Genomic DNA, 22,615 nt, shown 5'->3' with positions numbered 1-22,615 from the left:
TGTATTTGCTGGGTATTTTGCCGCTTCCCGCACATTGCAGCGCCTCAGCGCAATGTGCTGGGAACAGGCAAATCATTGTATTTGCTGTATTTATGGCAAGGTGAGGGCGGGCGCCGTGTCTGATGAGCACGAGTTCCGCATCCGCCCGGGCCGCATTCGCTCGACGCGAGCCCAATCGTCGCGGCCCTTCATCGCCCAGGCGCTTGCGGCAGCGCAAAAGGCTGGCGGCGGCGTGTCGCGCGCAGGCCGGATAGAGACAGGCAGCCGCCGGCAGTTCGGACGCGGCAGGGCAGCGAGCCTTCAAGCCAATCGCTTCCTCACCGGCCGCTCCCGCCTAGCCACGATCAAGACCCGCGTGGTTCGCCATTCGAAACGTACCGCGCCGCTGGCGACCCACCTCAACTATCTGCGCCGCGAGGGGGTCACACGCGACGACGCGAGAGCCCGCATGTTCGGACCGGAGGTCGACGATGCGTCGACCACGGATTTCATAGATCGCTGCAAGGACGACCGGCATCATTTCCGCTTCATCGTCTCTCCCGAGGATGCCGCAGAGTTGGCCGACCTGAAATCCTTCACCCGTGATCTCATGGGTCGCATGCAGAAGGATCTCGGCACGTCACTCGACTGGATCGCGGTCGATCATTGGAACACCGACAATCCGCATGTCCACGTCATCCTGCGTGGCCGGGCCGACGACGGCCAGGACCTGGTGATCTCGCGCGACTACATCAGCCGCGGCATGCGCGATCGCGCCAGCGAGCTCGTCACGCAGGAGCTTGGCCCCCGCTCGGATCTTGAGATCCGCCGGCATGTCGAGCGCCAGGTCGAGGCCGAGCGGTGGACCGGGCTGGACCGCCAGTTGCTCCGCGACGCAGGCGAGGACGGCATCATCGATCTCGCGCCCCGTGCCGATCGCCAGCCTGACGAATTCATCGCGCCAAAGATCGGGCGGCTGCACAGGCTGGAAACGCTTGGCCTCGCCGAGCAACTCGGTCCTGGCCAATGGATCGTCAGCGGCAGAGCCGAGGCGACGCTGCGCCAGATGGGTGAGCGCGCCGATATCATCAAACGCATGCATCGCGCATTCTCGGCCCGCGACATCGAACGCGCGAGCGCCAGCTATGTGCTGGCCGCAGAAAGCATCGGCGAGACGATTAGCGGCCGTCTGATCGAGCGCGGACTGGATGACGAACTGAGCGGCAGTGCCTATGCGGTCATCGATGGCGTCGACGGCCGGTGTCATCACGTCCGGCTCGCCGATCTCGAGGCGGCGGGCGATGGTGCGCCGGGCGCAATCGTCGAACTGCGCACATTCGAGGACGCTCAGGGTCGGCGGCGGCTGGCGCTTGCCGTGCGCTCCGACCTCGACATCGACAGACAGGTGGTTGCGGAGGGGGCGACCTGGCTCGACCGGCAGGCGCTTGCCCGTCCTGCGGCTCTTTCCGATGGCGGCTTCGGCGCCGAGGTGCGCCAGGCGCTTGATCGGCGCGTCGAGCATCTGATCGGACTGGGGCTGGCTGAGCGGCAGCCGGGCGGGACCGTCTTTGCCGGCAACTTGATCGACACCCTGCGCCGAAAGGAACTCGATGCGCTGGGCGGCTGGATCGCGACCCAGACCGGCCGCTCGTTCAACCGTGCGGCAAGTGGCGAATTGGTGTCCGGAACTTACAGCCAGCGCTTTGCGCTTGCGTCTGGCCGTTTCGCGATGATCGACGATGGCCTCGGCTTTCAGCTCGTGCCCTGGACGCCTTCGCTCGAAAAGCACCTTGGCCAGCGTGTCAGCGGCAGCACTCGCGGCGACGGCGGTGTCGGTTGGAGCTTTGCCCGCAAGCGCGGGCTAGGTCTCTAGCAGCTGAACGAATGATCCTGCCATGTCGGCCGCGAAAATTCTTTGGGAGCAGATCTCACGGTTTTCCTGAGCCGTGGTGCTGACGACTTGGACGGCGACACAATCGCGGCAGGAGACTTGGCGTTCGGCGGCACCTCGGGCCGCGCTGGTCGGTCGCGCCGGCCTGCCCGTCCAACTATGCGCCTGCACGCCCGAGCCGGGCGGGGGACCGGCGAACCTAAAGGCCTTCGTCACCGCGCGGGACAGCCTGGCGAAAAGGGGGCGAAGCTGGCCAAGAGATTTCGGAAGATACGATCCGGTGTACCGAGAAGGGGCAGCAGGGGATGTCGATATCGAATGTCCAGGTTGGGTGGCCCTGAATTCTTGTCCGGCCGCCGTCCGGGCTTGATCAGCGTGTCTCGGCGAGGATTGTCGCGCGCCTGATTATCGCCGATCTGACCGACTCGACGAGCTGCGCGGGAAAGTGACGTGGCAGCGAAGAAATCACGGCCTCGGTCCGCCTCTCGGCATTTTCGCAGATGTCTTCGAGGACCTTGCGCATCAGGGAGGTCCCCACGCCGGAAACGTCGGCGGTCTGCATGAAATGGCGGGGCACAATTTCATGTATGGAATAATGCCGGCTCTTGCCGGCAGACATCGCCAGCTTGAATTTCTTGCGGGGGATCTGTCCAGCATCAAGGCTGGGCTGCGCGGTCAGCACGTCGTAGAGCGGCGTCATCCGAAACCGCCCGCCGGCCCCGAGAAAAATGCTGAAGTTCTTGGCGTGGCCGTCGGTCGCGCCAATGAGCCAGAATATTATGCAAGCACGCAAAAACAGGGAGACGTCGTCTTCGGGCCTGTCACTGCCCTTAAGAAGCTCGATGATCGACGGCATGCCGGGACCGCCCTCTGACTGGTACTTGCGTGTCGGCGGGACTGACAGTGCTTGACACATATCTTCTTGTGGAAGGCGCATGAGACGGCCGTCCCTGGCCCACAACCGGTCGAACCGCTCGACGATCAGCGTACGGCGCTCCCCGAAGTCGGCGATCTCAGTTTTGGCGGCGGGAACGCCGAAAGCATCGATCAGCTTAAGGCACAGATATTCGTTCTCAACGCTGTTGGAGAGATCGATGCCATTCGGCAACCTGCCGATCTGCGGTTTCAGGATGTGGGTGGTCGCCGCCGTGCCAACCGGCTTGTACCAGCGTCCGTCCTTGCGTAGCAGCGCCGTCTTTTCCTGGGCGCCGGCGATCGAGATGCGGAAATCCTCATCCTCGCCGAGGCCAAGCGGGGCGACAGCCAGGTTTGCGATCACCCTGGCGATATCCTTTTTGCTGACCGGCTTGCCATCGCTGCTACCAGGACTGCCGGGATCGGCGTCATCAGGCAGGAATTGCAATGCGCCGACGCAGTCATGGCCGAGAGCGGCAAGCATGCTGTAGGCGTCGGTGCCATCCGCCCCGACGCGTTCGGCAATACGCTTGCGGATCGCGTCATTGTCCGGAAGCAGATTGTCGAAGACATTGACTACAGGCGCGCCGATATAGCGGTCCTCCCGCAAGGGAAGCGAAAGCGAAACGGGGAAGGTGCCGTGCCAGTCCAGCCATTCGCGGGCATATTGAAAGTCCACGGCGCCGCTGGATTGCCTGCGCAGCACGCCCACCAGCCGACCGTTCACGAAGACATTGAGCGGCGTGTGAGCCGGTCGCCGCGCCATCAGAACAGGTCCGCGATCTCGGTCGCGCTGCTTTTGCTGCGCGGGCGAACGACAAGTTCAAGGTCGAGGGCGGAGAGTGCAGCCATCAACGTACTGAGCTGCACTGCCGGCTCGCCGGCTTCAAGGCGGGACACGGTCGCCTGACGCAGGTGGATCCGGCTGCCAAGCGTCTCTTGCGTGAGATCGGCTTGCCTGCGGGCCCGACGCAGAATGGCGCCAAGTTGCTTTTCGTTGCGAGCGATCTGGTCGGTCATGATAGTCTCCTGAGCATATATACGCGATCGCGTATGACTTGGCAATATACGTGATCGCGTATAAATCTACCGTATACGCAACTGCGTATAGGGCCCAATCGCGTATGATGTTTGCTGCTCAAATGCGCAATCCAGGAGGACGGCGCCCTCGCTCGCGCCCCGGGCTCTTGGGCTTGCCGATACCCTGTCTTCCTTGCCGACAGTACGACGCGACGCGATCGGCGTGAGCCCGCTGTTGAATCTCGCGCCAACCTTGCTGACCTCTCGCCACAAGGAGAAGCGAATGTCGGGAACGAAAGTCCTTTGGGGCCAGATTGTCGTTGTCTTCCTGATCGTGCTCCTCGCGATCTGGGCCTCGACGCAATGGTCGGCCTGGCAGCTGGGCTATCAGGAACGGCTGGGAGCGCCTTGGTTCGTCATTGGCGGCATGCCAGTCTATTATCCGCCCGCCATCTTCTGGTGGTGGTATTTCTACGACGCCTACGCACCAGCCATCTTCGCGCGCGGCGGTCTGATTGCCGCCTCGGGCGGCTTCATCGCGATCGCCGTAGCGATCGGCATGTCGCTGTGGCGTGCCCGCGAGGCGAGGGAGGTCGCGACCTATGGCTCCGCGCGCTGGGCCGAAAGAAGCGAGGTGCAGGCGGCAGGCCTGCTTGCCCCCGACGGCGTGGTGCTGGGGCGCTATGGAACTCATTATCTGCGCCACGACGGGCCCGAGCATGTGCTTTGCTTTGCGCCGACTCGTTCGGGAAAGGGTGTCGGGCTTGTTGTGCCGTCGCTGCTGACCTGGCCTGGCTCGGCGATCGTCCATGACATCAAGGGCGAGAACTGGGGTCTGACCGCCGGCTTCCGCGCCCGCCACGGCCGGGTTCTGCTGTTTGATCCGACCAATGCAAGATCGGACGCATACAATCCTTTGCTCGAGGTTCGCAGGGGCGAATGGGAAGTCCGCGATGTGCAAAACATCGCCGACATCCTAGTCGACCCCGAGGGCTCGCTCGAACGGCGCAACCATTGGGAAAAGACGAGCCACGCGCTCCTGGTCGGCGCGATCCTGCATGTGCTCTATGCCGGACCGGACAAGACGCTTGCCGGCGTCGCCGCCTTCCTGTCCGATCCGAAGCGGCCGATCGAATCGACCTTGGCCGCGATGATGACGACTCCGCATCTTGGGGAGGGTGGTCCGCACCCGGTCATCGCCAGCGCAGCCCGTGAGTTGTTGAACAAGTCCGACAATGAACGCTCCGGCGTGCTCTCGACCGCCATGTCCTTCCTTGGGCTCTATCGCGATCCGGTGGTGGCGGAGGTGACGCGCGCATGCGGCTGGCGCATCGCCGACCTGGTCGCCGATCCTCGTCCGGCGACGCTCTATCTCGTCGTTCCACCCTCCGACATCAGCCGCACCAAGCCGCTGATCCGTCTCATCCTCAACCAGATCGGCCGCCGTCTGACCGAGGATCTGCAGGCGAGGGCGGATCGGCATCGATTGCTTCTGATGCTGGACGAGTTCCCGGCGCTCGGACGGCTCGACTTCTTCGAATCTGCGCTCGCTTTCATGGCCGGCTATGGGTTGAAAAGCTTCCTGATCGCGCAGTCCCTCAACCAGATCGAGAAGGCCTACGGCCCGAACAACTCCATTCTGGACAACTGTCATGTACGCGTCAGCTTCGCGACCAATGACGAGCGCACCGCCAAGCGCGTCTCGGACGCCCTTGGTACGGCAACCGAGCTGAAGGCGATGAAGAACTATGCCGGTCACCGGCTCTCGCCATGGCTCGGTCATCTCATGGTCTCGCGCTCGGAGACGGCGCGGCCATTGCTGACACCCGGCGAGATCATGCAACTGCCGGCAGGCGACGAGATCGTCATGCTGGCGGGGACGCCGCCGATCCGGGCGAAGAAGGCGCGCTATTTCGAAGACCCGCGGTTGCGGGAGCGCATCATGCCGCCACCGGCTGTCACGGCTCGAACCGAGGCGGCGCGTGACGATTGGACCGCGCTTCCGTTGCCGGCTCCGCCACCGGGTATGGCAGCCGCGAGCGCGGGGGCGAAGGTCCCGGAGGGATCGACAGAGTCCGAATTGCGACGTCAGCCCGAGCTCGATCCGCTTCTCCCAGCTGCGGCGGAGCTGGCGCCCGTCAACGAATTCGAGATCGAAGCGCCTGAGGAGACGGATGATCTTGCCGCGAACAGCGGCCGGATGGCTCGCCTTGTTCGGGGCGTGGCGCGCCAGATCGCGCTCGACCCGGACGACGACATGGAGCTGTGAAGGTCATGACAGCAAGAAAGAAGAAGGTCCAGATTTCCGTCTATCTCGACCCTGCCGTGATGGCCTTGCTGGTCGATTATGCCGCCCGGCGCGATCGCTCGCAGTCGCTCGTCGCTGAGGCGGCGATCGCCTCCTTCCTCTCTCCGGATGCCGACGCGCAACGCGAGGCGGCGATCTCTAAACGTCTCGACCGCATCGATCGCCGGATCGCGCGGTTGGAGCGCGACGTGGGCATCTCGGTTGAAACCCACGCGGTCTTTATCCGCTTCTGGCTTGCCACCACTCCGGCCTTGCCTGAGCCCATGGCCCAGGCAGCGCGGGCCAAGGCAAGCGAGCGCTATGAAGCTTTCGTTTCCGCGCTTGGCAGGCGGCTGGCCAAGGGGCCGGGCTTGCGGCAGGAAATCCCCGAAGACATCGTGCCATCCAGCGATCCTGAGCGGCAGTGATGCGAGGGCCCGCGGGCGAAGGCGCCGCCCGGGCTCGCGCGGCGCCGCCAGGTCCTGTTGATTGCTGGGCGGCTTCCCGTTGCCAATCCGGTCAGTTGGCGGCTCCGCACAACTGCGAGGTCGTCAATCCTGGCGGCACGTTTTCCGTGGGGCCGAATCCGTACTTCGCCATGATGGTGGCAATCGTGCCGTTCGACATGACCTTGGCCAGTCCCTGATTGTAGAGGTTGCGCAGGTCACCATCATCCTTCCTGAACGCGATCGCGACGTAGCTGATCGACTTCTCGTCGGTCGTGAATGGGTTGGCGCGCTCCAGATCGGGGCTCTTTTTGCCGGCCAGCAGCCCGATCGCCGTCGGGGAAGAAAATACCGCGGCGTCGATGCGGCCGGCGCGCAGTGCCGCGATGTTGGTCTCGATGTCGGGAAACTGCAGGATGCGATCCTGAGGGACGCCCTCGGCGATGGCGTTCTGGATGACGTTGCTGCCGCGGCCGCCGCCCATGATCGTGTCGGATTTCTTGGCAAGGTCCGCATAGCTATGGATCGCCTTGGGGTTGCCGGCGAGTACGATCGCCGCGTCGTCCTGCCTCAGGTCGGGAGCGCCGAAGGCGACCTGCTGGCATCGCGGCGGCGTTATCGACAAGCCGGACGCCACGGCATCAAAACGCCCGGCCATCAATCCGGGGATCAACGCGCCGAACTCGGTGACCTCAAAGTCGATCTGCTTGACGCCGAGGTCGGCGAACGCAGCTCTGAGAAGGTCCGGATGCCAGCCGAGCAACTCGCCGGTTCCTTCCTTCTTGTAGCCCCATGGCGCGCGGTTGTGGATGCCGATCACGATCCTGCCCTCTCTCAAGATGCGTTCCTTTGTCGTCTCCGCCGTGGCCGGCAGCACAGATCCGACAATCGCGGCATAGGCGATGCAGGCCAGGCCAATGGCGGCCGATCGGGTTCGAAATTTCATCGTGCAGTCCTCCCGTGAGATTGAGTTGCGCGCAAGGGTTCGGCCCCAGCCCTTCAACGCTACGTTGAGAGCCGCCAACGCGTCAATGTAGATATACAAAATATGTACAAAATATTGCCGACGCGAGGCAACGAGAGGCGGCTCACCGCTGGATTGGCCGTTGAGCGAATAAGGCTCAGCGCACGATCATCGCCTACAAGGTTTCTAAGAGCTTTCAGAGGCGGCAGCCAACCGCGCCGGCGGCGGGGATCATATTCAATTTTGCTAAACTCTTCGGAACCGATTGCTCCGGCCCGGTTTGAATCCCGGTTCAGGAGTCCGAGTGCATGCGTAAATCGACCGGTCACCTCGCCTTCATCGAATTCCAATCACCGACGCTGGTCGAGAACGCTCCTGCCGACACGGACTGGCTGCACGAAATCAAATACGATGGCTACCGGACTGAGCTTATCGTTGAAGGCGGCGCGGCACGTGCCTTCACCCGTCGCGGCTATGACTGGTCGCATCGATACAAACGGATCGTCCACACGGCGGCGAACCTGCCGGTCCGATCCGCGATCATTGACGGAGAAGCAGTGGTTCTCGGCAACACCGGCCTGCCGGATTTCCAAGCTCTCGAGCGGGAGCTTGGAAATCCGAACTCGCCGAAGCTCATGTTCTTTGCGTTCGATCTTTTGTACCTCAACGGCCGCGACCTTCGACAGCAGCCGCTGATTGAGCGCAAAGCTGCTCTGCACCGGCTCCTGCAGGAAACGGCTCCAACGCTGACCTATGTCGAACATCTGGAAATTAGCGGCAAGGACGTGTTCGACCATGCCTGCCGCATGGGCTTAGAGGGGGTGGTCTCAAAGCGGGCTGACTCTCCCTACCGCTCCGGTGTCCAAACCAGCTGGCTCAAGGTGAAATGCGTCAAGAGCGACACGTTCCCGATTGTCGGTTTCGTCGAAAAGCTTGGAGCGCAGCCACGCCGCATTGCTTCCCTGTATATCGGCAGATGGCAGGGCGAGCGGCTGCTCTATGCTGGAAAAGCGCAAAGCGGCTATACGCTGGAGACAGCCCGGCGAGTTCGCGAGCGGCTTGATCCGCTCATCATCAGCAAATCACCTCTCTCGGAGCCAATCAAAAAGCCCAAGGCGACGTGGATCCGGCCGGAGGTGCTGGCGGAGGTGCAATTCAGTGGCGTCACAGACCGGGGCATCTTGCGCGAGGCCGTGTTCAAGGGATTGCGCGAGGATCTCCAGGTGATCCCGGCGAAGCCGCCGTCCCCCTCCAAGCGCAGGTTGGAGGGTCAACATGGCGTTCCTCGCGAGAACATTCTCCAGCTGCTACCCGATGCAGTTTCACCTTCCAGGGAAGAGCTGATGGGCTACTGGCGGCGGGTGGCCGACCGAGCGCTGATCCATCTGGGACGAAGACCACTGAAGCTGGTACGTCATGCGCACGGGGCCACCTTCTATCACAAGGGACCGCTGCCCCCGATACCAGGACCGGTGCACCAGCTACGCGTTCAGAAGCGCGAAGGCGGCGAAGGCGTCCGGGTTTGGGTGGATGATCTCGACGGGCTGCTTGGGTTGGTCGAAATGGATGCCGTCGAGCTACACCCTTGGAATGCTACGGTTGACGGTATCGAGCATGCTGACCAGCTCGTGCTCGACCTCGATCCTAGCGAAGGCGTGCCGTGGGATGCGGTGATCGAGGCGGCGCTGTCGCTACGCAAAATCATGGAAGCGGCTGGGTTGCGGAGCTGGCCGAAGGTCACCGGGGGCAAAGGCATTCACCTGACGGCTCCGCTGTCTCCGGGTGTGACCCACGACAGGGCGCGGCAACTGGCCAAATCGCTCGCCCAGTGCCTCATCGATGCCAAGCCGGAGCGTTACCTCTTGTCAGCCGATCCAGCAGCCCGACGGGGTCGCATCTTCCTCGACTATCTTCGCAACGGGCGCGGCAATACTGCAGTCGGTGCGTTCTCGCCACGAGCGCGGCCCGGCTTTCCTATTGCCCATCCTGTCACATGGACGCAGATCGAGCGGGGGATCCAGCCGGACGCCTTCACCATCGACCATCCATTCAGGGCTGCTGTTCGAAGGCAGCGTAGTGAGAAGCCGCTTAACTTGCGGCGCTCAGTTCATCCTTCTTGGAAGCGAAGGAAGTAACCACGCGGCCCAAATCACTTTAAGACCTCCGCCCACTTCGATGCCGACGTGCGCTTGCGAAAGGCCATCAGAACCGGAGTCCAGCCTTGCACTCAGTAAGCGAGCCTGGGGAGCGCCATCAGGTATGCGTGGCCAAAGCACCAATTTCGTCTAGGCGCAACATCCCAGGATTGCGTGCGTTCTTTAAATTGAAGAGTTGCGGCCGATCTGCCGCATCCTCATGTGCTGACCAGTCGGAGGCCCCCACAATGTCCAAGTTCAAAGATGCCCTTGAGCGGGGAAAGAAAGCTCACCATCGGCAGGACGAGAGAGCGGATGGGAATACCCCAAAGGTGGACTTTGGCGCCCAAGCCAGAGCTTGGCTAACGGAGGTCGTCGTTGCGTCGTTGGAAGCGGCCAAGGCAGAGGTGGCGGGAGAGGTGACCATCGATGTAAACCCCATGCCGCGCCGCGAGGCTAGCGCCATTGCGCCGTCTGTTGAATTCCGAATTTACCGGAACGGAGCAGGCGAGAAAAGCCACGCAAGGGCGTTCAGGGTCAGCGTTTCAATAAGTGGGGAGGCGTCAGTTTCTGCACCCGGCATGGTGGCGGAAGATATAGGAAGCATCGCGGATAAGTCTGACCAAAGATTCCGCCACTTGCTGGCGAAATTGATCGAGGACGCGGCCAGGGACGGCCGATCTTGAGGCGCATCTGCCCTCGATCAGCGCAAGGGCACGCAGACCGGCTGCCGCCGCGATGGGCGTCCCAGAATACTCGCGCGATCATATGGGCAGGACTTCCGAGCGCTTGACCTGGCCCAGGGCGAAACTGCTTTCGATCGAAGCGATATTGTCCAGCCGCGTCAGCTTGTCCTTGATGAACCGCTCATAGGCCTCGAGGTCGCGCACCACGATGCGCATCAGGTAGTCGCGCTGGCCGGTCATCAGATAACAGTCGACCACCTCCGGCCAGCGAAGCACGGCTTGCGAGAACCGGTCGAGATCGTCCTCGCGTTGCCTTTCAAGCTTGATCGATGCGAAAGCGCTGATCGGCAGGCCGAGCTTCTTCTGGTCGACGACCACGGTGTAGCCCTTGATGACGCCGGCGTTCTCCAGGAGCCTGACGCGCCGCGCGCAAGGGGAGGGCGAAAGTCCGACGGCTTCGGCGAGATCGTTCGAAGTCGCCTTGGCGTTCTTCTGCAGCGCGGCGATGATCTTCAGGTCGATTGCGTCAAGCGCCGGATTTGGCATGTTTCCCTCATCGGTGGGCCGCAATTGGCTGGATCAGCCAATATCATCGATCGCTTTGTGCAAGAATAGCCACATTCGGAAGATCGACGCAGGTATCGTTGAGGCGCGATTTCACAAGAGCCGACGATGACGATCCTTTCCGAGGTTGAGCGCAAGGTCCTCTGGCTGGCCGTCTGGATGATCCATCACGCCAATCATCTTCGCGAGTCGACGGACGGCCTCAAGGTCGGCGGCCACCAGGCGTCTTCGGCGTCCGCCTCGACCTTGATGACGGCGCTCTACTTCAAGATCCTGAGGCCGCAGGACCGCGTCGCCGTCAAGCCGCATGCCAGCCCGGTTTTCCATGCCATCCAGTATTTGTTCGGCAAGCAGACGCTCGAGCAGCTGCAGAATTTTCGTGGCTATCGCGGCGCGCAGTCCTATCCGTCCCGAACCAAGGATATCGACGATGTCGATTTCTCGACCGGGTCGGTTGGACTGGGAGTCGCGCAGAGCCTGTTCTCCTCCCTGGTCCAAGATTATGTCAGCGCAAAAGGGTGGAAGACCGATCAGCCGGAAGGCCGGATGGTCGCTCTGCTCGGCGACGCCGAAATGGATGAAGGCAATATCTTCGAGGCGCTTCTCGAGGGCTGGAAGCACGGCCTGCGCAACACCTGGTGGATCGTCGACTACAACAGGCAGAGCCTGGACGCGGTGGTGCGCGAAGGCCTGTGGCAGCGTTTCGAAACCATCTTTCGCAACTTCGGCTGGGATGTGGTGATCCTCAAACACGGGACATTGCAACAGGCCGCCTTCGAGGAGGAGGGCGGCGAAAAGCTGCGGGCCTGGATCGACGCATGTCCCAATCAGCTCTATTCCGCGCTGACCTTCCAGGGCGGCGCTGCATGGCGCAGGCGCCTGCTGGACGATCTCGGCGATCAGGGACCGGTCAGCCGCCTGATCGAGAAGCGCAGCGACGATGAGCTTGCCGTATTGATGGCAAACCTCGGCGGCCACGATCTTGAGACCATCATCGATGCCTTCGAAGAAGCGCGCGGGCATGATCGCCCGACCTGCTTCATCGCCTATACGATCAAGGGCTTCGGCCTGCCGCTCGCCGGCCACAAAGACAACCACGCCGGATTGATGACACCGGCGCAAGTCGAAGCCCTGCGGCAAGGTATGGGAGTGCGCGAGGGCCGCGAATGGGACATGTTCGAGGGCCTCGCCTACGACGAGGCTGCGATACGATCCTTCCTCGCGTCGTCGCCTTTCGCGCAGGCAGCCCCGCGTCGTCACAAAGCCACAGCTATTCCGGTGCCAGCGCGCATCAGCTTCGGCGCTCAGCCGTCCATGTCGACACAACAAGGTTTCGGGCTTTTGATGCACGAGATCGCAAAGTCGGACAGCGATTTTGCAAGCCGTGTCGTCACGACATCCCCCGACGTCACCGTCTCCACCAATCTCGGCGCCTGGGTAAACAAGCGGGGTCTGTTCGCGCGCGGCGATCAGGCGGACATTTTCCGCGAGGAGCGCATCCCCTCCACCTTCAACTGGACGTTTGCGCCGTCCGGACAGCATATCGAGCTGGGCATCTCCGAGATGAACCTTTTCACGATGCTTTCGGCGCTCGGCCTGTCGCACTCGCTCCACGGCGAGCGCCTGCTTCCGGTCGGCACGCTTTACGATCCCTTCATCGAGCGCGGCCTCGATGCGCTCAATTATGCCTGTTACCAGGACGCCCGCTTTATCCTGGCGGCGACTCCCTCCGGCGTGACGCTGGCTCCCGAAGGCGGAGCGCATCAGTCGATCGCCACGCCGCTGATCGGCATGGCGCAGGACGGTCTGGCGACGTTCGAGCCGGCCTATGTCGATGAACTGGCAGTCATCCTGCGTTGGGCATTCGACTATATGCAGCGTAACGGCGAAGCCGAGCCTGACGACCATACCTGGCTGCGTGATCAAACCGGGGGTTCGGTCTACCTGAGGCTCTCGACGCGCTCGATCGAGCAGCCGACACGCCCGATGGAAAGCAAGCTGGCGCGCGACATCGTCGATGGCGCCTACTGGCTGCGCCCGCCCGGCCCGAACGCCGACCTGGTGATAGCTTATTGCGGGGCAGTCGCGCCGGAAGCGGTACAGGCGCTGGGCTTGATGGCCGGCGATCGGCGCGATGTCGGGCTTCTGGCCGTGACCTCGGCCGATCGGCTGAACGCCGGCTGGTCAGCCGCGGCCCGGGCGCGCCAATACGGCCATCCGCGCGCCTCAAGTCATGTCGAGCGCCTTCTGGCCGGCCTTCCGGCTTCCTGCGCCATCGTTACGGTCTTGGACGGGCACCCCGCGACGCTCGCTTGGCTGGGGTCGGTCCATGGCCACCGTACACGCGCTTTGGGCGTCGAGCATTTCGGCCAGACCGGCACGATCGCGGATCTCTACCGGCATTACGGGATCGACGCGCAAGGTATTATGGCCGCGGCTCAAGCGGTTTCGGTTGGCCGGCCGCTGAGGCACCTCGGCTCCGCCGCCTGACGATCGATCCCACATCGCCTCCCGGCTGGCTCGTTCGACAGGAAGCCGTCAATACCGGAATTCCTTGAGGGCGGGTGTCAGCCGTCGGCGCCATCCTCCTCCGCTGCGAGAGAGCGTGGGGGAGAGCTGAAAATGGCTGGCGCCGGCGATTTTATGAGCCGTGAAACGCTGCGGTCTTCGATCGGGACGGGAGCGGCGATAGCGCATCACGGCGAACTCATCCAGGGCGTCTTCAAGGATGATGGCGGGCGCCTTCATCGCGGGCTCGTCACGCTGCCGGTCGCCAGTTTGAGGTCCGAGGCCACCTTTGCCAGAACCGACGGCGATGCGGTCATTGTCCACCCTGATCATAAGGTCAAGGCGTCGTCAGCGGCGCGGCTCACGCTCGATTTCTTGAAGGTAACCGGCGGTGGCGTGCTGACACTTCAAAGCTCGATTCCCGTGGGGCACGGCTACGGCTCATCGACCGCGGACGTCGTCGCTTCCATTCGCGCTGTAGCCGCGGCCCTCAAGGTCCAGTTGCGGCCCTCGAGCATCGGGCGTCTCGCCGTTGCCGCCGAGCGCGCCAGCGACGCGATCGCCTTCGATGAGCATGCGGTCCTGTTCGCGCAACGCGAGGGCACGGTGATCGAGAATTTCCGCGGCTCGCTGCCGCCGCTGCTACTGGTCGGGTTCAAGGCGAATGGCGGCGTCCCGGTCGACACATTGCAGCTGCCGCCGGCGCGTTACGACAGTGCCGAAATCCAGGAATTTGGCGTGCTTCGGGCGCTGGTAGCGCGGGCGGTCTACCTTCAGGATCCGAATCTTCTCGGACGTGCCGCCTCGGCCAGTGCCTTGATCAGTCAACGGCACTTGCCAAAACAGGGTTTCGACGAGATCGCCGAAATCGCCAGGCGAGCCGGGGCGTGCGGGGTGCAAGTCGCCCATAGCGGCTCGCTGTTTGGTCTGATTTTCGATCTTTTCGCATCGAATCTGAAGCGACGGGCAGCTCTCGTCGCACAACAGATAAGACGCGCCGGCTTCAAGGAAGTCGAGGTCCATCTGGTCAATGCGGAGGGCTGGACATGGTAACCCTCGCAGTTGACTATTTCAGGGACCTCGAGACCCCACGCCTTGCTCGCCTGGCGCCAAATTTGGTCGCGGCGGCTTTTCCATTGATGAAGCTGATGCCGGCCCGCTACATTCTGGATCGGGCAGCGTCGAATGGCGAACTCAAGGCAGGCACCCACATCGTCGAGACGACGTCCGGCACGTTCGGCATGGCGGTGGCGCTGCTCGCGGCCGCGCGTGGCTATCGCCTTACCCTCGTCACCGCTTCGACGCTTATCGATGCCAAATACAAAGCCCGACTGGAGCGCATCGGCGCCACGGTCATTGCACTTGACGATCCGCGCGGTGACGGCAATCAGCCTGGCCGGCTTGAGCGCCTGCAGGACATCCTGGCCAAGGAGCCGGACGGCTTCTGGACCCGCCAATACGACAGTCCGGGAAACTGGCTCGCCTATGCGCGGCTGGCTGAACTTTTCATCCGGGCAATGGGAAAGGTTGATTGTCTGGTCGGCTGCGTCGGGACTGGCGGCTCGCTATGCGGCACCGCGTCCTTTCTGCGAACGGTCTTTCCCCATCTGACGGTGTTTGCCGTCGATACCCATTGCAGCATTCTGTTCGGGCAGCCCGTCGGCAAACGCATGCTGCGGGGCCTGGGCAACAGCGTTCTGCCGAAAAACGTCAGGCATGAGCTTGTCGACGAGATTCATTGGGTCGGCGCCTATCCGGCGTATCTGAGCGCGCACCGTTTGCTGCGCGAGCACGGCATCTTCATGGGGCCGACCAGCGGCGCCGCCGCGTTGGTGGCGCAATGGGTTGCAAAGACCCTTCCGGACGCACAGGTCGCGGTCATCATGCCTGACGAAGGCCATCGCCACGCCGAGACCGTCTACAATGACGACTGGCTGGCTACCCTGCCTGGCTGGCCCTGCAAGCAACCGTCTGAGCCGAGGACGCTGACGACAATCGCACCGGCCGCAGAGACGCAATGGACCCGCTTTCTTTGGCTGCGTCGCAGTCTCGACGATGTGCTGAAATCCCAGGCAGCAAGCGCGGTGCCATCGGCTATTGGTGCGGTTGAGAATCTATGAGACGAGATCCAACCCGCTTTTGTCCAGCCAGCGCCAGGCGTCGTCTGTCGTCTGGAAGATCTGATCGTGTTCGTTCGATCCGGTGGACCGATCGAGGTCCTTGAGACCGCTGGCGGTCACAACGGCCACGACGCGGTCTGTGGCTGCGATGATACCTTGAGCCTTCAACGTGGATATTGCGATCAGCGGTGTGACCGACGCCAGTTCGGCAAAGATCCCTTGATCCTGCGCAAGGCGTTCCTGCATCGCGATTAGGCCGTGATTGTCGACGGGGACCGCGTGCCCGCCGGATTCGCGCAGAGCCTTCAGAGCCTGAAAGGTGCTGCGCGGCGTGCCGATCGATACGGCAAGGCTGTCGAAGAGCATCTTGCGTTCACTCAAGGCATCGGCGCCGCTGGAAAGCGCATCCGCCAACGACCCATGCACCTCCGCGGCGACGAGACGGGGCAGCTGCGTGATCGTCCCTTGCGCGTACAACTCGCAAAAGCCCCCCCATACGCCGGACAACGCATCGCCATAGCAGACCGGCAGGACGCACCAGTCCGGCGCCCTGCCATCCGATTGCTCGATGATCTCGTAGGCGATCGTCTTGTAGCCCTCGATGCCGAGTGGATGGCTGCCCACCACCGGACCGTGATAGGGCGAGGCGATGAACCAGTCATAGCGGGCAGCCGCCTGTTCCAACAGGGACCATCGGTCCATTTTGTTGACCAGGGGCAGCACCGTCGCGCCATATTTTCGGATCTGCGCCAGCATCGCCCCGGCAGACCCGGCGAAAGTGGTGACGACGCACTTCAGCCCGGCTCTGGAGCGTAGGCCGCCAGCGAAGCGCCGGCGTTGCCAGAAGACGCGGTCGCGACGGTCGTCGCGCCACGTGCGCGCGCCACGCTAACCGCGACGGTCGAGAAACGGTCCTTATGCGACCATGTCGGGTTTCGGCCTTCGTCCTTGATCGCGAGGTTGGGCACGCCGAGAACCGCGCCGATGCGCGGCGCCGCAAGCAGCGGTGTCAAACCCTCGCCAAGGCTCACTGCATCCGCTGCATTGCAAGGGAGCATATGCGCAAAACGCCATAGCGAGCGCGAGGGGGTGGCGCTCTCCAAGGGATGAGCGGCAGGATCCGCATAAACCGGCCGAAGATTTGCCGGTGCGGTCTCCCGACACCGCGCGCAACCCTTGGAGTCGATGGTGATATCGGCGGGGTAGGAGACACCGCAACGGATGCAGACGAATTCCAGGACCCGGCTTTCTTCCGTTCCGGGTCGGCTAATCTCGCCTAAGGAATGCACGGAACTGTTGTGCGCGAGGTCGCGAAACGGCCGGCTCGGCATGGCTATTCCTGTGTCAGGAAACGATGAATTCGCTGGTTGTTTCAAACAGCCAACAGCACCGCTGTCAATGCGGAATGTGCACTATAGTGTGTCGCACCATAGTGCGCGTCGTAGCATCCGTTGTTTGATGAAACTTCGCGGCGTTTTTGGTCTGAACGTGCAGCGGCTTCGGAGAGAAAGAAAACTTTCTCAGGAGCAGTTGTCTTTCGTTTCGGGCCGCACGCGAGCCTATATCAGCAGCGTCGAGGCCGGTCGGCGCAACGCCACGCTGGATACAGTCGAGATCCTGGCGAAGGCCTTGGATGTCGAGCCGCAAGAGTTGATCGCGGCCGTTCCATCGAACCGGCGAGCAGGCCGCGGGACAAAGCAGACGACGCCAAAGTCAGCGGAATGAAGCGCGATCTTGTTAACGTAGCATTGATCCGGCTTTCAGCTTCTTTATCTTTGCGCCAGCTAATTGACTCCTGAAGTGTACATTCGGCGCAAGTCCCATTGAATATATCGCATCGGTGATCGTAAGTTTCTGGCCGGGATGGGGCCTGACTCTTGTCGAGGTCTGCCGATGGAGATCGATAGTCTTGTCGGGTTGTTTGCAGCAATTTCAAGGATCGATGCCGCGTGCTCGGTGGATGGTATCCTCCAAGAGTTCCGCTCTGCCATCGAGCGTTACGGCCTGCGTTATTTTCTGATCACCGGCCTGCCTGTGCCGCACGACACCGACTGGAAGCGCGAGATCCTCGTCGATGGTTGGCCGCCCGAGTGGTACCTTCGCTACATGTCAGAGGATTACTTTTCGCATGATCCCTGCGTCGCGCAGTGCCGGCATTCGTCGAAGCCATTCCTGTGGCACGAACTTCCGCCGGCAAAGCTTTTTGCGCGCGCAAAGCTGGTGATGGATGAAGCGGCGGACTTCGGAATGGGCCAAGGTCTCTGCGTTCCCGTCCACATGCCGTTGGCGGGCCCAGGCGTCGTAACGGCAGCGGGCGATCGAATTGAAATAGCGCCGAGCGTCGTGCCATTCATCGAGACACTTTGCGTACATACCTTTCGACGCCTGTCAGGGCTGGAAGAATCCGGCCAGAGCGTTGAGGCCGCGCCCTTGACGCCGCGCGAGCGCGAACTCCTGGAGTGGAGTGCCGAAGGCAAATCGAACGAAGACATCGCCTGCATCCTCGGCGTCACAAGGAACACAGTTGAAAGCCATCAGCGCAACATTCGAGGCAAGCTCGATGCAGCCAATGTCTCGCATGCCATCGTCAAAGCTCTGCGACGACAGGAAATCCAGATTTAGCAATACCTGAATACCGTCATACGGGCACGAAGCGTGTTTTCCTACGACCTCCACTTTTGGAGGCGTCATGGTCCGTATTCATCTGGTCACCTGGGAAAACAGGAAGCAGTATAGAAAAGTGCTGGAGCGCTATTTTCGCATCCGGTACGAAATTTACGTCAAGCATAGACGATAGCGCGCCGTCGCCCGGCCCATCAACATCGAGATCGACGCCTTCGACAACGAGCATGCGCTTTATGTTCTGGCGCTCGATACCAACGGCAAGATCGTCGGCGGCTCGCGTCTTGTTCCGACGCTGGAGCCGCATCTGATGAGCGAGGTCTTCCCGGTTCTCGCCGGCGGCACGCCTCCGAGAGCGGCAGATATTTTCGAGTGGACCCGCTTCTTCATCATTCCTTCGCTTCGAACTCAGGGAACTTCTTCTCCAGTCGCCGGCGTCGTGCTGTGCGGCCTTCTCGAAACCGCGCAAAGCCTGGGGATTCGTCAGATCAGCGTGGTGTGCGAAACATTCTGGCCGAAACGCCTGCGTGCGCTTGGCTGGACCCTTTTCGAACTCGGCAACGTGCTCGAGCATCCGGATGGCGACATCGTCGCGCTGCTGATCGATGTCACGCCTGAGGCAATCGAGCAGACTCGCCGCGCTTATGGCATCAGCGGCGTCATACTTGCGGACAAATTCTAGGCTGATTGCTACCTGCAGCTGAAGGTTCGCCCGCCAGGGGATATTGTCATCGCGCCCATTTGCGCGGTAGTCAGCCCTATGATGCACCGAATTCGGTTGACGGACTCATGATGCCGCTGGTCCTGATCTCTTCGAAGGACCCGGATTTCTTTCTGGTTTTCGGGCACATCCTTTCAGTAGCCGGCTTCGAAACCCGCCTGATCACGGCGGACAAGGAGATTGCGCGCGTCATCAAGGCCGAAACGCCGCTTGCCGTTATCCTGGACTGTCAGCAGGGCGACCGCGCAATCGCCAAGCAATGCCTGTCGCTGAAGTCGTCCGAAGCGACAAGGGCAACACCTCTTGCAGGTTTGGTCGCGCCTCGTTCCGGCAAACTGCACCTGGACCTCATCAAGGCAGGCGTCGACGAGATATTTTCGCGGCCGTTTGCGCCCGAGCAGCTTCTGACCTGGCTGCATGGCAAGGCAGGGGTCGCGAAGCTCTCGCGCGAAACCAAGACAGGCGATCTGGTGCAGGGCGATTTCCGGTTGGACCGACAGACCCACCGGACATTCTTCAAGCAAAAAGAAATCGTTATGCCGCCGATCGAATTCAAGCTTTTGCGCAGCCTTCTGGCGCAACCTGGCAAGGTCTTCAGCCGGGAGGAACTGGTTGCGACCGCATGGCCTGAACACGCCGCCGCAACCGATATCCGCGGTGTTGACGTTCATATTGCCAGGTTGCGCAAAAGGCTTCGAGCGTCTGTGGGAAGCGATGTGATCCGGACTGTCCGCTCTGCTGGTTACGCATTCGCGCCGGACTGGTAGTTCGCGCGGCGATTCGGCGCCGATGGCGTATATATTTGACAGATCCAGATGTCCGTTCTGTCCCGCCCCTACTTCCGCAATGAAGCCGCACCTTCGAACGTGTAGAGGGCATGCTGTGGCCCCAGGGTCCGGTCTGCTTCCATTGCGGTTCCATCGAAAAGCACTACGCCTTGAAGGGTGGCCGAACGAAGCCCTCCAAGAAGAACCCGCATGGCGTCGAAATCCGCGGCCTCGACAAATGCTCGGATTGCCGCAAGAAGTTCACCGTCCGCAGCACGGTATGCGAGGAGGCCAAGCTCCCGCTGCACACCTGGCTACAGGCTTGAATGCCATGTGCGCCAGCAAGAAGGGCGTTTCGGCCCATCAACTCCACCGCGCTCTGGAAATCACCTACGAGACGCGATTTCGCAACGCAGATCGCAATGGTCAGGCGGAACAAGCCTAAGCAGCTATTGGATAACGCCCTGTTGAAGTCGCTGCATCAGATCACCGGCCAAGATGCGCCGTTCATCAAGCAGAACACGACAGGGCCGGTCAGCTAAAGGCAAAAGAAAAGCCCGTCGCAGCTAATGAGCGTAAGCGACGGGCTTTCCCGGAGAGTGAAACGGCTACATCCTGCCACCACGGAATCGACCGATAACCGACAGAATGCGGGATCTATAAATTTGTTCCAATTTGAGACGAATGCCGACCTGTCGTACTGCGCTGGGCCCGTCACATATATAATCACCGCGCCGGTCCAATTGGCATGTTGCCGATCGCGCCGCGGTTGCGTGCGCGACTTTCGCGGGTATCAGCTCTCAATGGCTCAGGATGGTGTCCAGAAACAGCCTGGCGCGCGGATGAGCGGCTCTAGAGAAAAAATCACTGGAAGACGCATGCTCGACGATGCGGCCTTGGTCCATGAAAACGATCTCATCCGCGACTTCGCGTGCAAAGCCCATTTCATGCGTCACGCAGACCATGGTCACGCCGGTTTTCGCGAGCGCGATCATCACGTGAAGCACTTCCTTGATCATTTCCGGGTCGAGCGCCGAGGTGGGTTCATCGAACAGCATGATGCGGGGATCTAAGCACAGAGCGCGCGCGATCGCCGCCCGCTGTTGTTGGCCGCCTGACAGCTCAGCCGGATAGGCCCGCGCCTTTTCGGGGATGTGCACCGCCGTCAGATGCCGCATGGCGATCTCGTCGGCCTCGTGCGCCGATTTCAAGAGGACCCGGCGCAGCGCCAGCGTGCAGTTGGCAAGCACGGTGAGGTGCGGGAAGAGGTTGAAACTTTGGAACACCATTCCTGTCAGCCGGCGCGCCATCGCGGCATCGCGATCGCTTTTTCCCAGACTTCTCCCTTCAAACTCTATTGTCCCCTTTTGGAAACGCTCGAGGCCGTTGATGCAGCGAATCAATGTCGACTTGCCGGACCCGGACGGTCCGCAAACGACGACGCGTGCACCTGGCCGTAAGGTCAGATCTATGTTTTTCAAAACGTGCACGGCACCGAACCACTTGTTGAGGCCGTTGATCCGCACAAGCGGGACGGATTGAAGCGCCGAGGGAAGCGGGGGCCGGTCGAGCATCAGCGGCGCCCGCTCGCAAGCAGGAGCTTCTCGATGCGCTTCACTCCATAAGAAATGATAAGCGCCAGGGCGAGAAACAGAACGCCGGCGACGGTCAGCGGCTCCGCGTAGCGATAGGTCTCGGAAGCGATATCGAACGCGCGCCCGAGCATTTCCGGCACGGCCAGTATCGCGAGATAAGGCGTCGCCTTAAGGATCGAAACCAGGTAGTTCCCCAGGGGCGCGGCGATGTTGCGCAGCATTTGGGGTGCGATGACGAAGATGACCGTATCGCGGCGGGTGAGCGACAAGGCTCTGGCTGCTTCCTGCTGGCCCCTCGGAATAGCGTCGATGCCCGCCTTGAACACCTCCGCCAGATAACCGCTGTAATACAGGCTTAGCCCCAATATGCCCACCGTCATGGCGCCAAGCCGGATCCCGTAGAAGGGCATGACGAAATAGAGGAAATAGAGCCAGGCCAAGACCGGCGTCGAGCGGATGAAGTCGATCAGGAACCGCACGGCGAGACCAGGCGCACCGCCCCCGCGGCGGATCATTTCCAAAGTGAAGCCAAGCACCGAAGCGCCGAGGCAACTCAAAACGGTGGCGAGCAGGGTAGTCCCGATCGCGCCGATTATGATCGGGATGGTCGAGAGCGCGAAGCCGAAGTTAAATCCCACGAGGCGCTCCTGTTTCGGGATTGACCCGCGCCTCGAGCCAGCGGCCGGCGAGCGCGATCGGATAACAGACGACGAAGAAGGCCAGCAGCAGCGCCGAATAGATCGCGACCGGGTCGTATTCGGTCTGCGAGATTTCCTTGGCGCGGAAGGTCATGTCCGTCAGCGTGACCAACGAGACGAGGGAAGTCGCCTTGACCAGCTGAATAAGGTTGTTGACGAATGTGGGACTCATGGCGACCAACGCCTGGGGCAGCTCGATCAGAAGCAGGATCGCCGGGCGCGAGAGGCCGAGCGCCATGCCAGCCTCGCGTTGGCCGGCAGGAAGAGATTGGAGCCCGGCCCGCACCGCCTGGCTGGCATAGCCGCCGCTATTGAGGCCGAGCACCAATGCACTGACGGTCATCGCCGATAGAGTGACCCCCATGACCGGCAGAACGTAGTAAAAGACGAAGAGCAGGACGACGACCGCCGAACTGCGCCAGAATTCGATTACCGCCGTGATCAGAAAGCGCGTCAAGCCGGTGGTCAGAAACTGAGCCACGCCGAAGACAAGCGCGAAGGGCACTGCGAAGACCAAGCCATAGGCGGTGACCGCTGCCGTTATGCGCAGCCCTTGCAGGACCCCAAGCCAGATGTCGAGCATGCTCATGACGCTTCGCCGCCCTTTGTCGTCAAGGGGCGCGGCGTTGCGACTGTCGGGGCGCTTCGAGCATATTTGGAAACGCCTGTTTGGCGCCGCAAAACCGAGTCCTCGGGA

General features: G+C 61.9%; 23 protein-coding genes. 13 read left to right on the top strand and 10 right to left on the bottom strand.

Annotated features, from left to right (window positions below):
• Nucleotides 1-115: 115 nt before the first annotated feature.
• Nucleotides 116-1,852: a VirD2 family relaxase/mobilization nuclease gene (locus CK219_RS23870; protein ID WP_095769163.1), complete on the top strand. Its 1,737-nt coding sequence runs from the start codon at nucleotides 116-118 to the stop codon at nucleotides 1,850-1,852.
• Between the two features lie 388 nt (nucleotides 1,853-2,240).
• Here the strand turns inward: CK219_RS23870 and CK219_RS23865 are convergent, their stop codons facing one another.
• Entirely contained in the window at nucleotides 2,241-3,551 is a 1,311-nt protein-coding gene (locus CK219_RS23865) for a type II toxin-antitoxin system HipA family toxin (protein ID WP_095769086.1), read from the bottom strand.
• Nucleotides 3,551-3,805, bottom strand: coding sequence for a helix-turn-helix transcriptional regulator (locus tag CK219_RS23860; RefSeq protein WP_095769085.1), 255 nt, complete (start codon nucleotides 3,803-3,805; stop codon nucleotides 3,551-3,553). The genes CK219_RS23865 and CK219_RS23860 overlap by 1 nt, the downstream gene beginning before the upstream one ends.
• Nucleotides 3,806-4,088: 283 nt before the next feature.
• Here CK219_RS23860 and CK219_RS23855 point away from each other — a divergent pair, with 283 nt between their 5' ends.
• Entirely contained in the window at nucleotides 4,089-6,074 is a 1,986-nt protein-coding gene (locus CK219_RS23855; protein WP_095769084.1) for a conjugal transfer protein TraG, read from the top strand.
• A 5-nt stretch (nucleotides 6,075-6,079) separates the two neighbouring features.
• Nucleotides 6,080-6,520 carry a CopG family transcriptional regulator gene (locus tag CK219_RS23850; RefSeq protein ID WP_095769162.1) on the top strand — a complete coding sequence of 147 codons (441 nt, stop codon included), beginning with the start codon at nucleotides 6,080-6,082 and terminating at the stop codon, nucleotides 6,518-6,520.
• A gap of 91 nt (nucleotides 6,521-6,611) precedes the next feature.
• Here the strand turns inward: CK219_RS23850 and ehuB are convergent, their stop codons facing one another.
• Nucleotides 6,612-7,484, bottom strand: a complete 873-nt coding sequence (gene ehuB / locus CK219_RS23845) for an ectoine/hydroxyectoine ABC transporter substrate-binding protein EhuB (RefSeq protein ID WP_095769083.1) — start codon at nucleotides 7,482-7,484, stop codon at nucleotides 6,612-6,614.
• Nucleotides 7,485-7,810: 326 nt separating this feature from the next.
• Between ehuB and ligD the strand changes: the two genes are divergently transcribed.
• Nucleotides 7,811-9,637: a DNA ligase D gene (gene ligD, locus CK219_RS23840; RefSeq protein ID WP_095769082.1), complete on the top strand. Its 1,827-nt coding sequence runs from the start codon at nucleotides 7,811-7,813 to the stop codon at nucleotides 9,635-9,637.
• Between the two features lie 248 nt (nucleotides 9,638-9,885).
• Nucleotides 9,886-10,323, top strand: coding sequence for a hypothetical protein (locus tag CK219_RS23835; RefSeq protein WP_095769081.1), 438 nt, complete (start codon nucleotides 9,886-9,888; stop codon nucleotides 10,321-10,323).
• Nucleotides 10,324-10,401: 78 nt separating this feature from the next.
• Here the strand turns inward: CK219_RS23835 and CK219_RS23830 are convergent, their stop codons facing one another.
• Nucleotides 10,402-10,869, bottom strand: coding sequence for an Lrp/AsnC family transcriptional regulator (locus CK219_RS23830; protein WP_041002492.1), 468 nt, complete (start codon nucleotides 10,867-10,869; stop codon nucleotides 10,402-10,404).
• Between the two features lie 126 nt (nucleotides 10,870-10,995).
• Here CK219_RS23830 and CK219_RS23825 point away from each other — a divergent pair, with 126 nt between their 5' ends.
• From CK219_RS23825 to CK219_RS23815, 3 genes are all read left to right on the top strand, one after another.
• On the top strand, nucleotides 10,996-13,377 hold the full coding sequence (locus tag CK219_RS23825; RefSeq protein WP_095769080.1) for a hypothetical protein: 2,382 nt from the start codon (nucleotides 10,996-10,998) through the stop codon (nucleotides 13,375-13,377).
• A gap of 132 nt (nucleotides 13,378-13,509) precedes the next feature.
• Nucleotides 13,510-14,448 (top strand): kinase, encoded by a 939-nt coding sequence (locus CK219_RS23820; RefSeq protein WP_095769079.1) that lies wholly within the window; start codon nucleotides 13,510-13,512, stop codon nucleotides 14,446-14,448.
• Complete coding sequence (locus tag CK219_RS23815; protein ID WP_095769078.1) at nucleotides 14,442-15,515, top strand: PLP-dependent cysteine synthase family protein; 1,074 nt, start codon at nucleotides 14,442-14,444, stop codon at nucleotides 15,513-15,515. The genes CK219_RS23820 and CK219_RS23815 overlap by 7 nt, the downstream gene beginning before the upstream one ends.
• On the opposite strand, the gene CK219_RS32740 is transcribed toward CK219_RS23815, so the two are convergent.
• Both CK219_RS32740 and CK219_RS32735 read right to left on the bottom strand, forming a co-directional pair.
• Nucleotides 15,510-16,271: a pyridoxal-phosphate dependent enzyme gene (locus CK219_RS32740; protein ID WP_348628346.1), complete on the bottom strand. Its 762-nt coding sequence runs from the start codon at nucleotides 16,269-16,271 to the stop codon at nucleotides 15,510-15,512. The two genes, CK219_RS23815 and CK219_RS32740, sit on opposite strands and share 6 nt — an antisense overlap.
• A gap of 38 nt (nucleotides 16,272-16,309) precedes the next feature.
• On the bottom strand, nucleotides 16,310-16,846 hold the full coding sequence (locus CK219_RS32735) for a pyridoxal-phosphate dependent enzyme (protein ID WP_348628345.1): 537 nt from the start codon (nucleotides 16,844-16,846) through the stop codon (nucleotides 16,310-16,312).
• Nucleotides 16,847-16,973: 127 nt separating this feature from the next.
• Here CK219_RS32735 and CK219_RS23805 point away from each other — a divergent pair, with 127 nt between their 5' ends.
• Together CK219_RS23805 and CK219_RS23800 are read left to right on the top strand one after the other, a co-directional pair.
• Complete coding sequence (locus CK219_RS23805) at nucleotides 16,974-17,240, top strand: helix-turn-helix transcriptional regulator (protein ID WP_095769077.1); 267 nt, start codon at nucleotides 16,974-16,976, stop codon at nucleotides 17,238-17,240.
• Nucleotides 17,241-17,408: 168 nt separating this feature from the next.
• Nucleotides 17,409-18,137, top strand: a complete 729-nt coding sequence (locus CK219_RS23800) for a LuxR family transcriptional regulator (protein ID WP_095769076.1) — start codon at nucleotides 17,409-17,411, stop codon at nucleotides 18,135-18,137.
• A 16-nt stretch (nucleotides 18,138-18,153) separates the two neighbouring features.
• Here CK219_RS23800 and CK219_RS32330 read toward each other — a convergent pair whose 3' ends face one another.
• Entirely contained in the window at nucleotides 18,154-18,444 is a 291-nt protein-coding gene (locus tag CK219_RS32330; RefSeq protein ID WP_245340591.1) for a hypothetical protein, read from the bottom strand.
• On the opposite strand from CK219_RS32330, the gene CK219_RS23795 reads away from it, so the two are divergent.
• The 3 genes from CK219_RS23795 to CK219_RS32325 all read left to right on the top strand — a co-directional run bounded on the left by CK219_RS23795 (nucleotide 18,331) and on the right by CK219_RS32325 (nucleotide 19,951).
• Entirely contained in the window at nucleotides 18,331-18,819 is a 489-nt protein-coding gene (locus CK219_RS23795; protein ID WP_348628348.1) for an acyl-homoserine-lactone synthase, read from the top strand. The two genes, CK219_RS32330 and CK219_RS23795, sit on opposite strands and share 114 nt — an antisense overlap.
• Nucleotides 18,820-18,926: 107 nt before the next feature.
• Nucleotides 18,927-19,625: a response regulator transcription factor gene (locus tag CK219_RS23790; protein ID WP_095769075.1), complete on the top strand. Its 699-nt coding sequence runs from the start codon at nucleotides 18,927-18,929 to the stop codon at nucleotides 19,623-19,625.
• A 110-nt stretch (nucleotides 19,626-19,735) separates the two neighbouring features.
• The gene (locus tag CK219_RS32325) at nucleotides 19,736-19,951 is read left to right on the top strand and encodes a transposase (RefSeq protein ID WP_245340590.1); all 216 of its coding nucleotides are present in this window, start codon (nucleotides 19,736-19,738) and stop codon (nucleotides 19,949-19,951) included.
• A gap of 474 nt (nucleotides 19,952-20,425) precedes the next feature.
• Here the strand turns inward: CK219_RS32325 and CK219_RS23780 are convergent, their stop codons facing one another.
• The 3 genes from CK219_RS23780 to CK219_RS23770 are packed head-to-tail and all read right to left on the bottom strand — an operon-like array spanning nucleotide 20,426 to nucleotide 22,507.
• Nucleotides 20,426-21,199 (bottom strand): amino acid ABC transporter ATP-binding protein, encoded by a 774-nt coding sequence (locus CK219_RS23780; protein WP_095769074.1) that lies wholly within the window; start codon nucleotides 21,197-21,199, stop codon nucleotides 20,426-20,428.
• Nucleotides 21,199-21,858 (bottom strand): ectoine/hydroxyectoine ABC transporter permease subunit EhuD, encoded by a 660-nt coding sequence (gene ehuD, locus CK219_RS23775; protein WP_095769073.1) that lies wholly within the window; start codon nucleotides 21,856-21,858, stop codon nucleotides 21,199-21,201. Before ehuD ends, CK219_RS23780 begins: the two co-directional genes overlap by 1 nt.
• Nucleotides 21,848-22,507, bottom strand: a complete 660-nt coding sequence (locus tag CK219_RS23770) for an amino acid ABC transporter permease (RefSeq protein ID WP_095769072.1) — start codon at nucleotides 22,505-22,507, stop codon at nucleotides 21,848-21,850. Before CK219_RS23770 ends, ehuD begins: the two co-directional genes overlap by 11 nt.
• Between the last annotated feature and the right edge of the window lie 108 nt (nucleotides 22,508-22,615).

This window comes from Mesorhizobium sp. WSM4313 (assembly GCF_002294725.1).
GTDB lineage: Bacteria > Pseudomonadota > Alphaproteobacteria > Rhizobiales > Rhizobiaceae > Mesorhizobium.
This window is presented reverse-complemented; position numbering and strand designations above follow the sequence as displayed.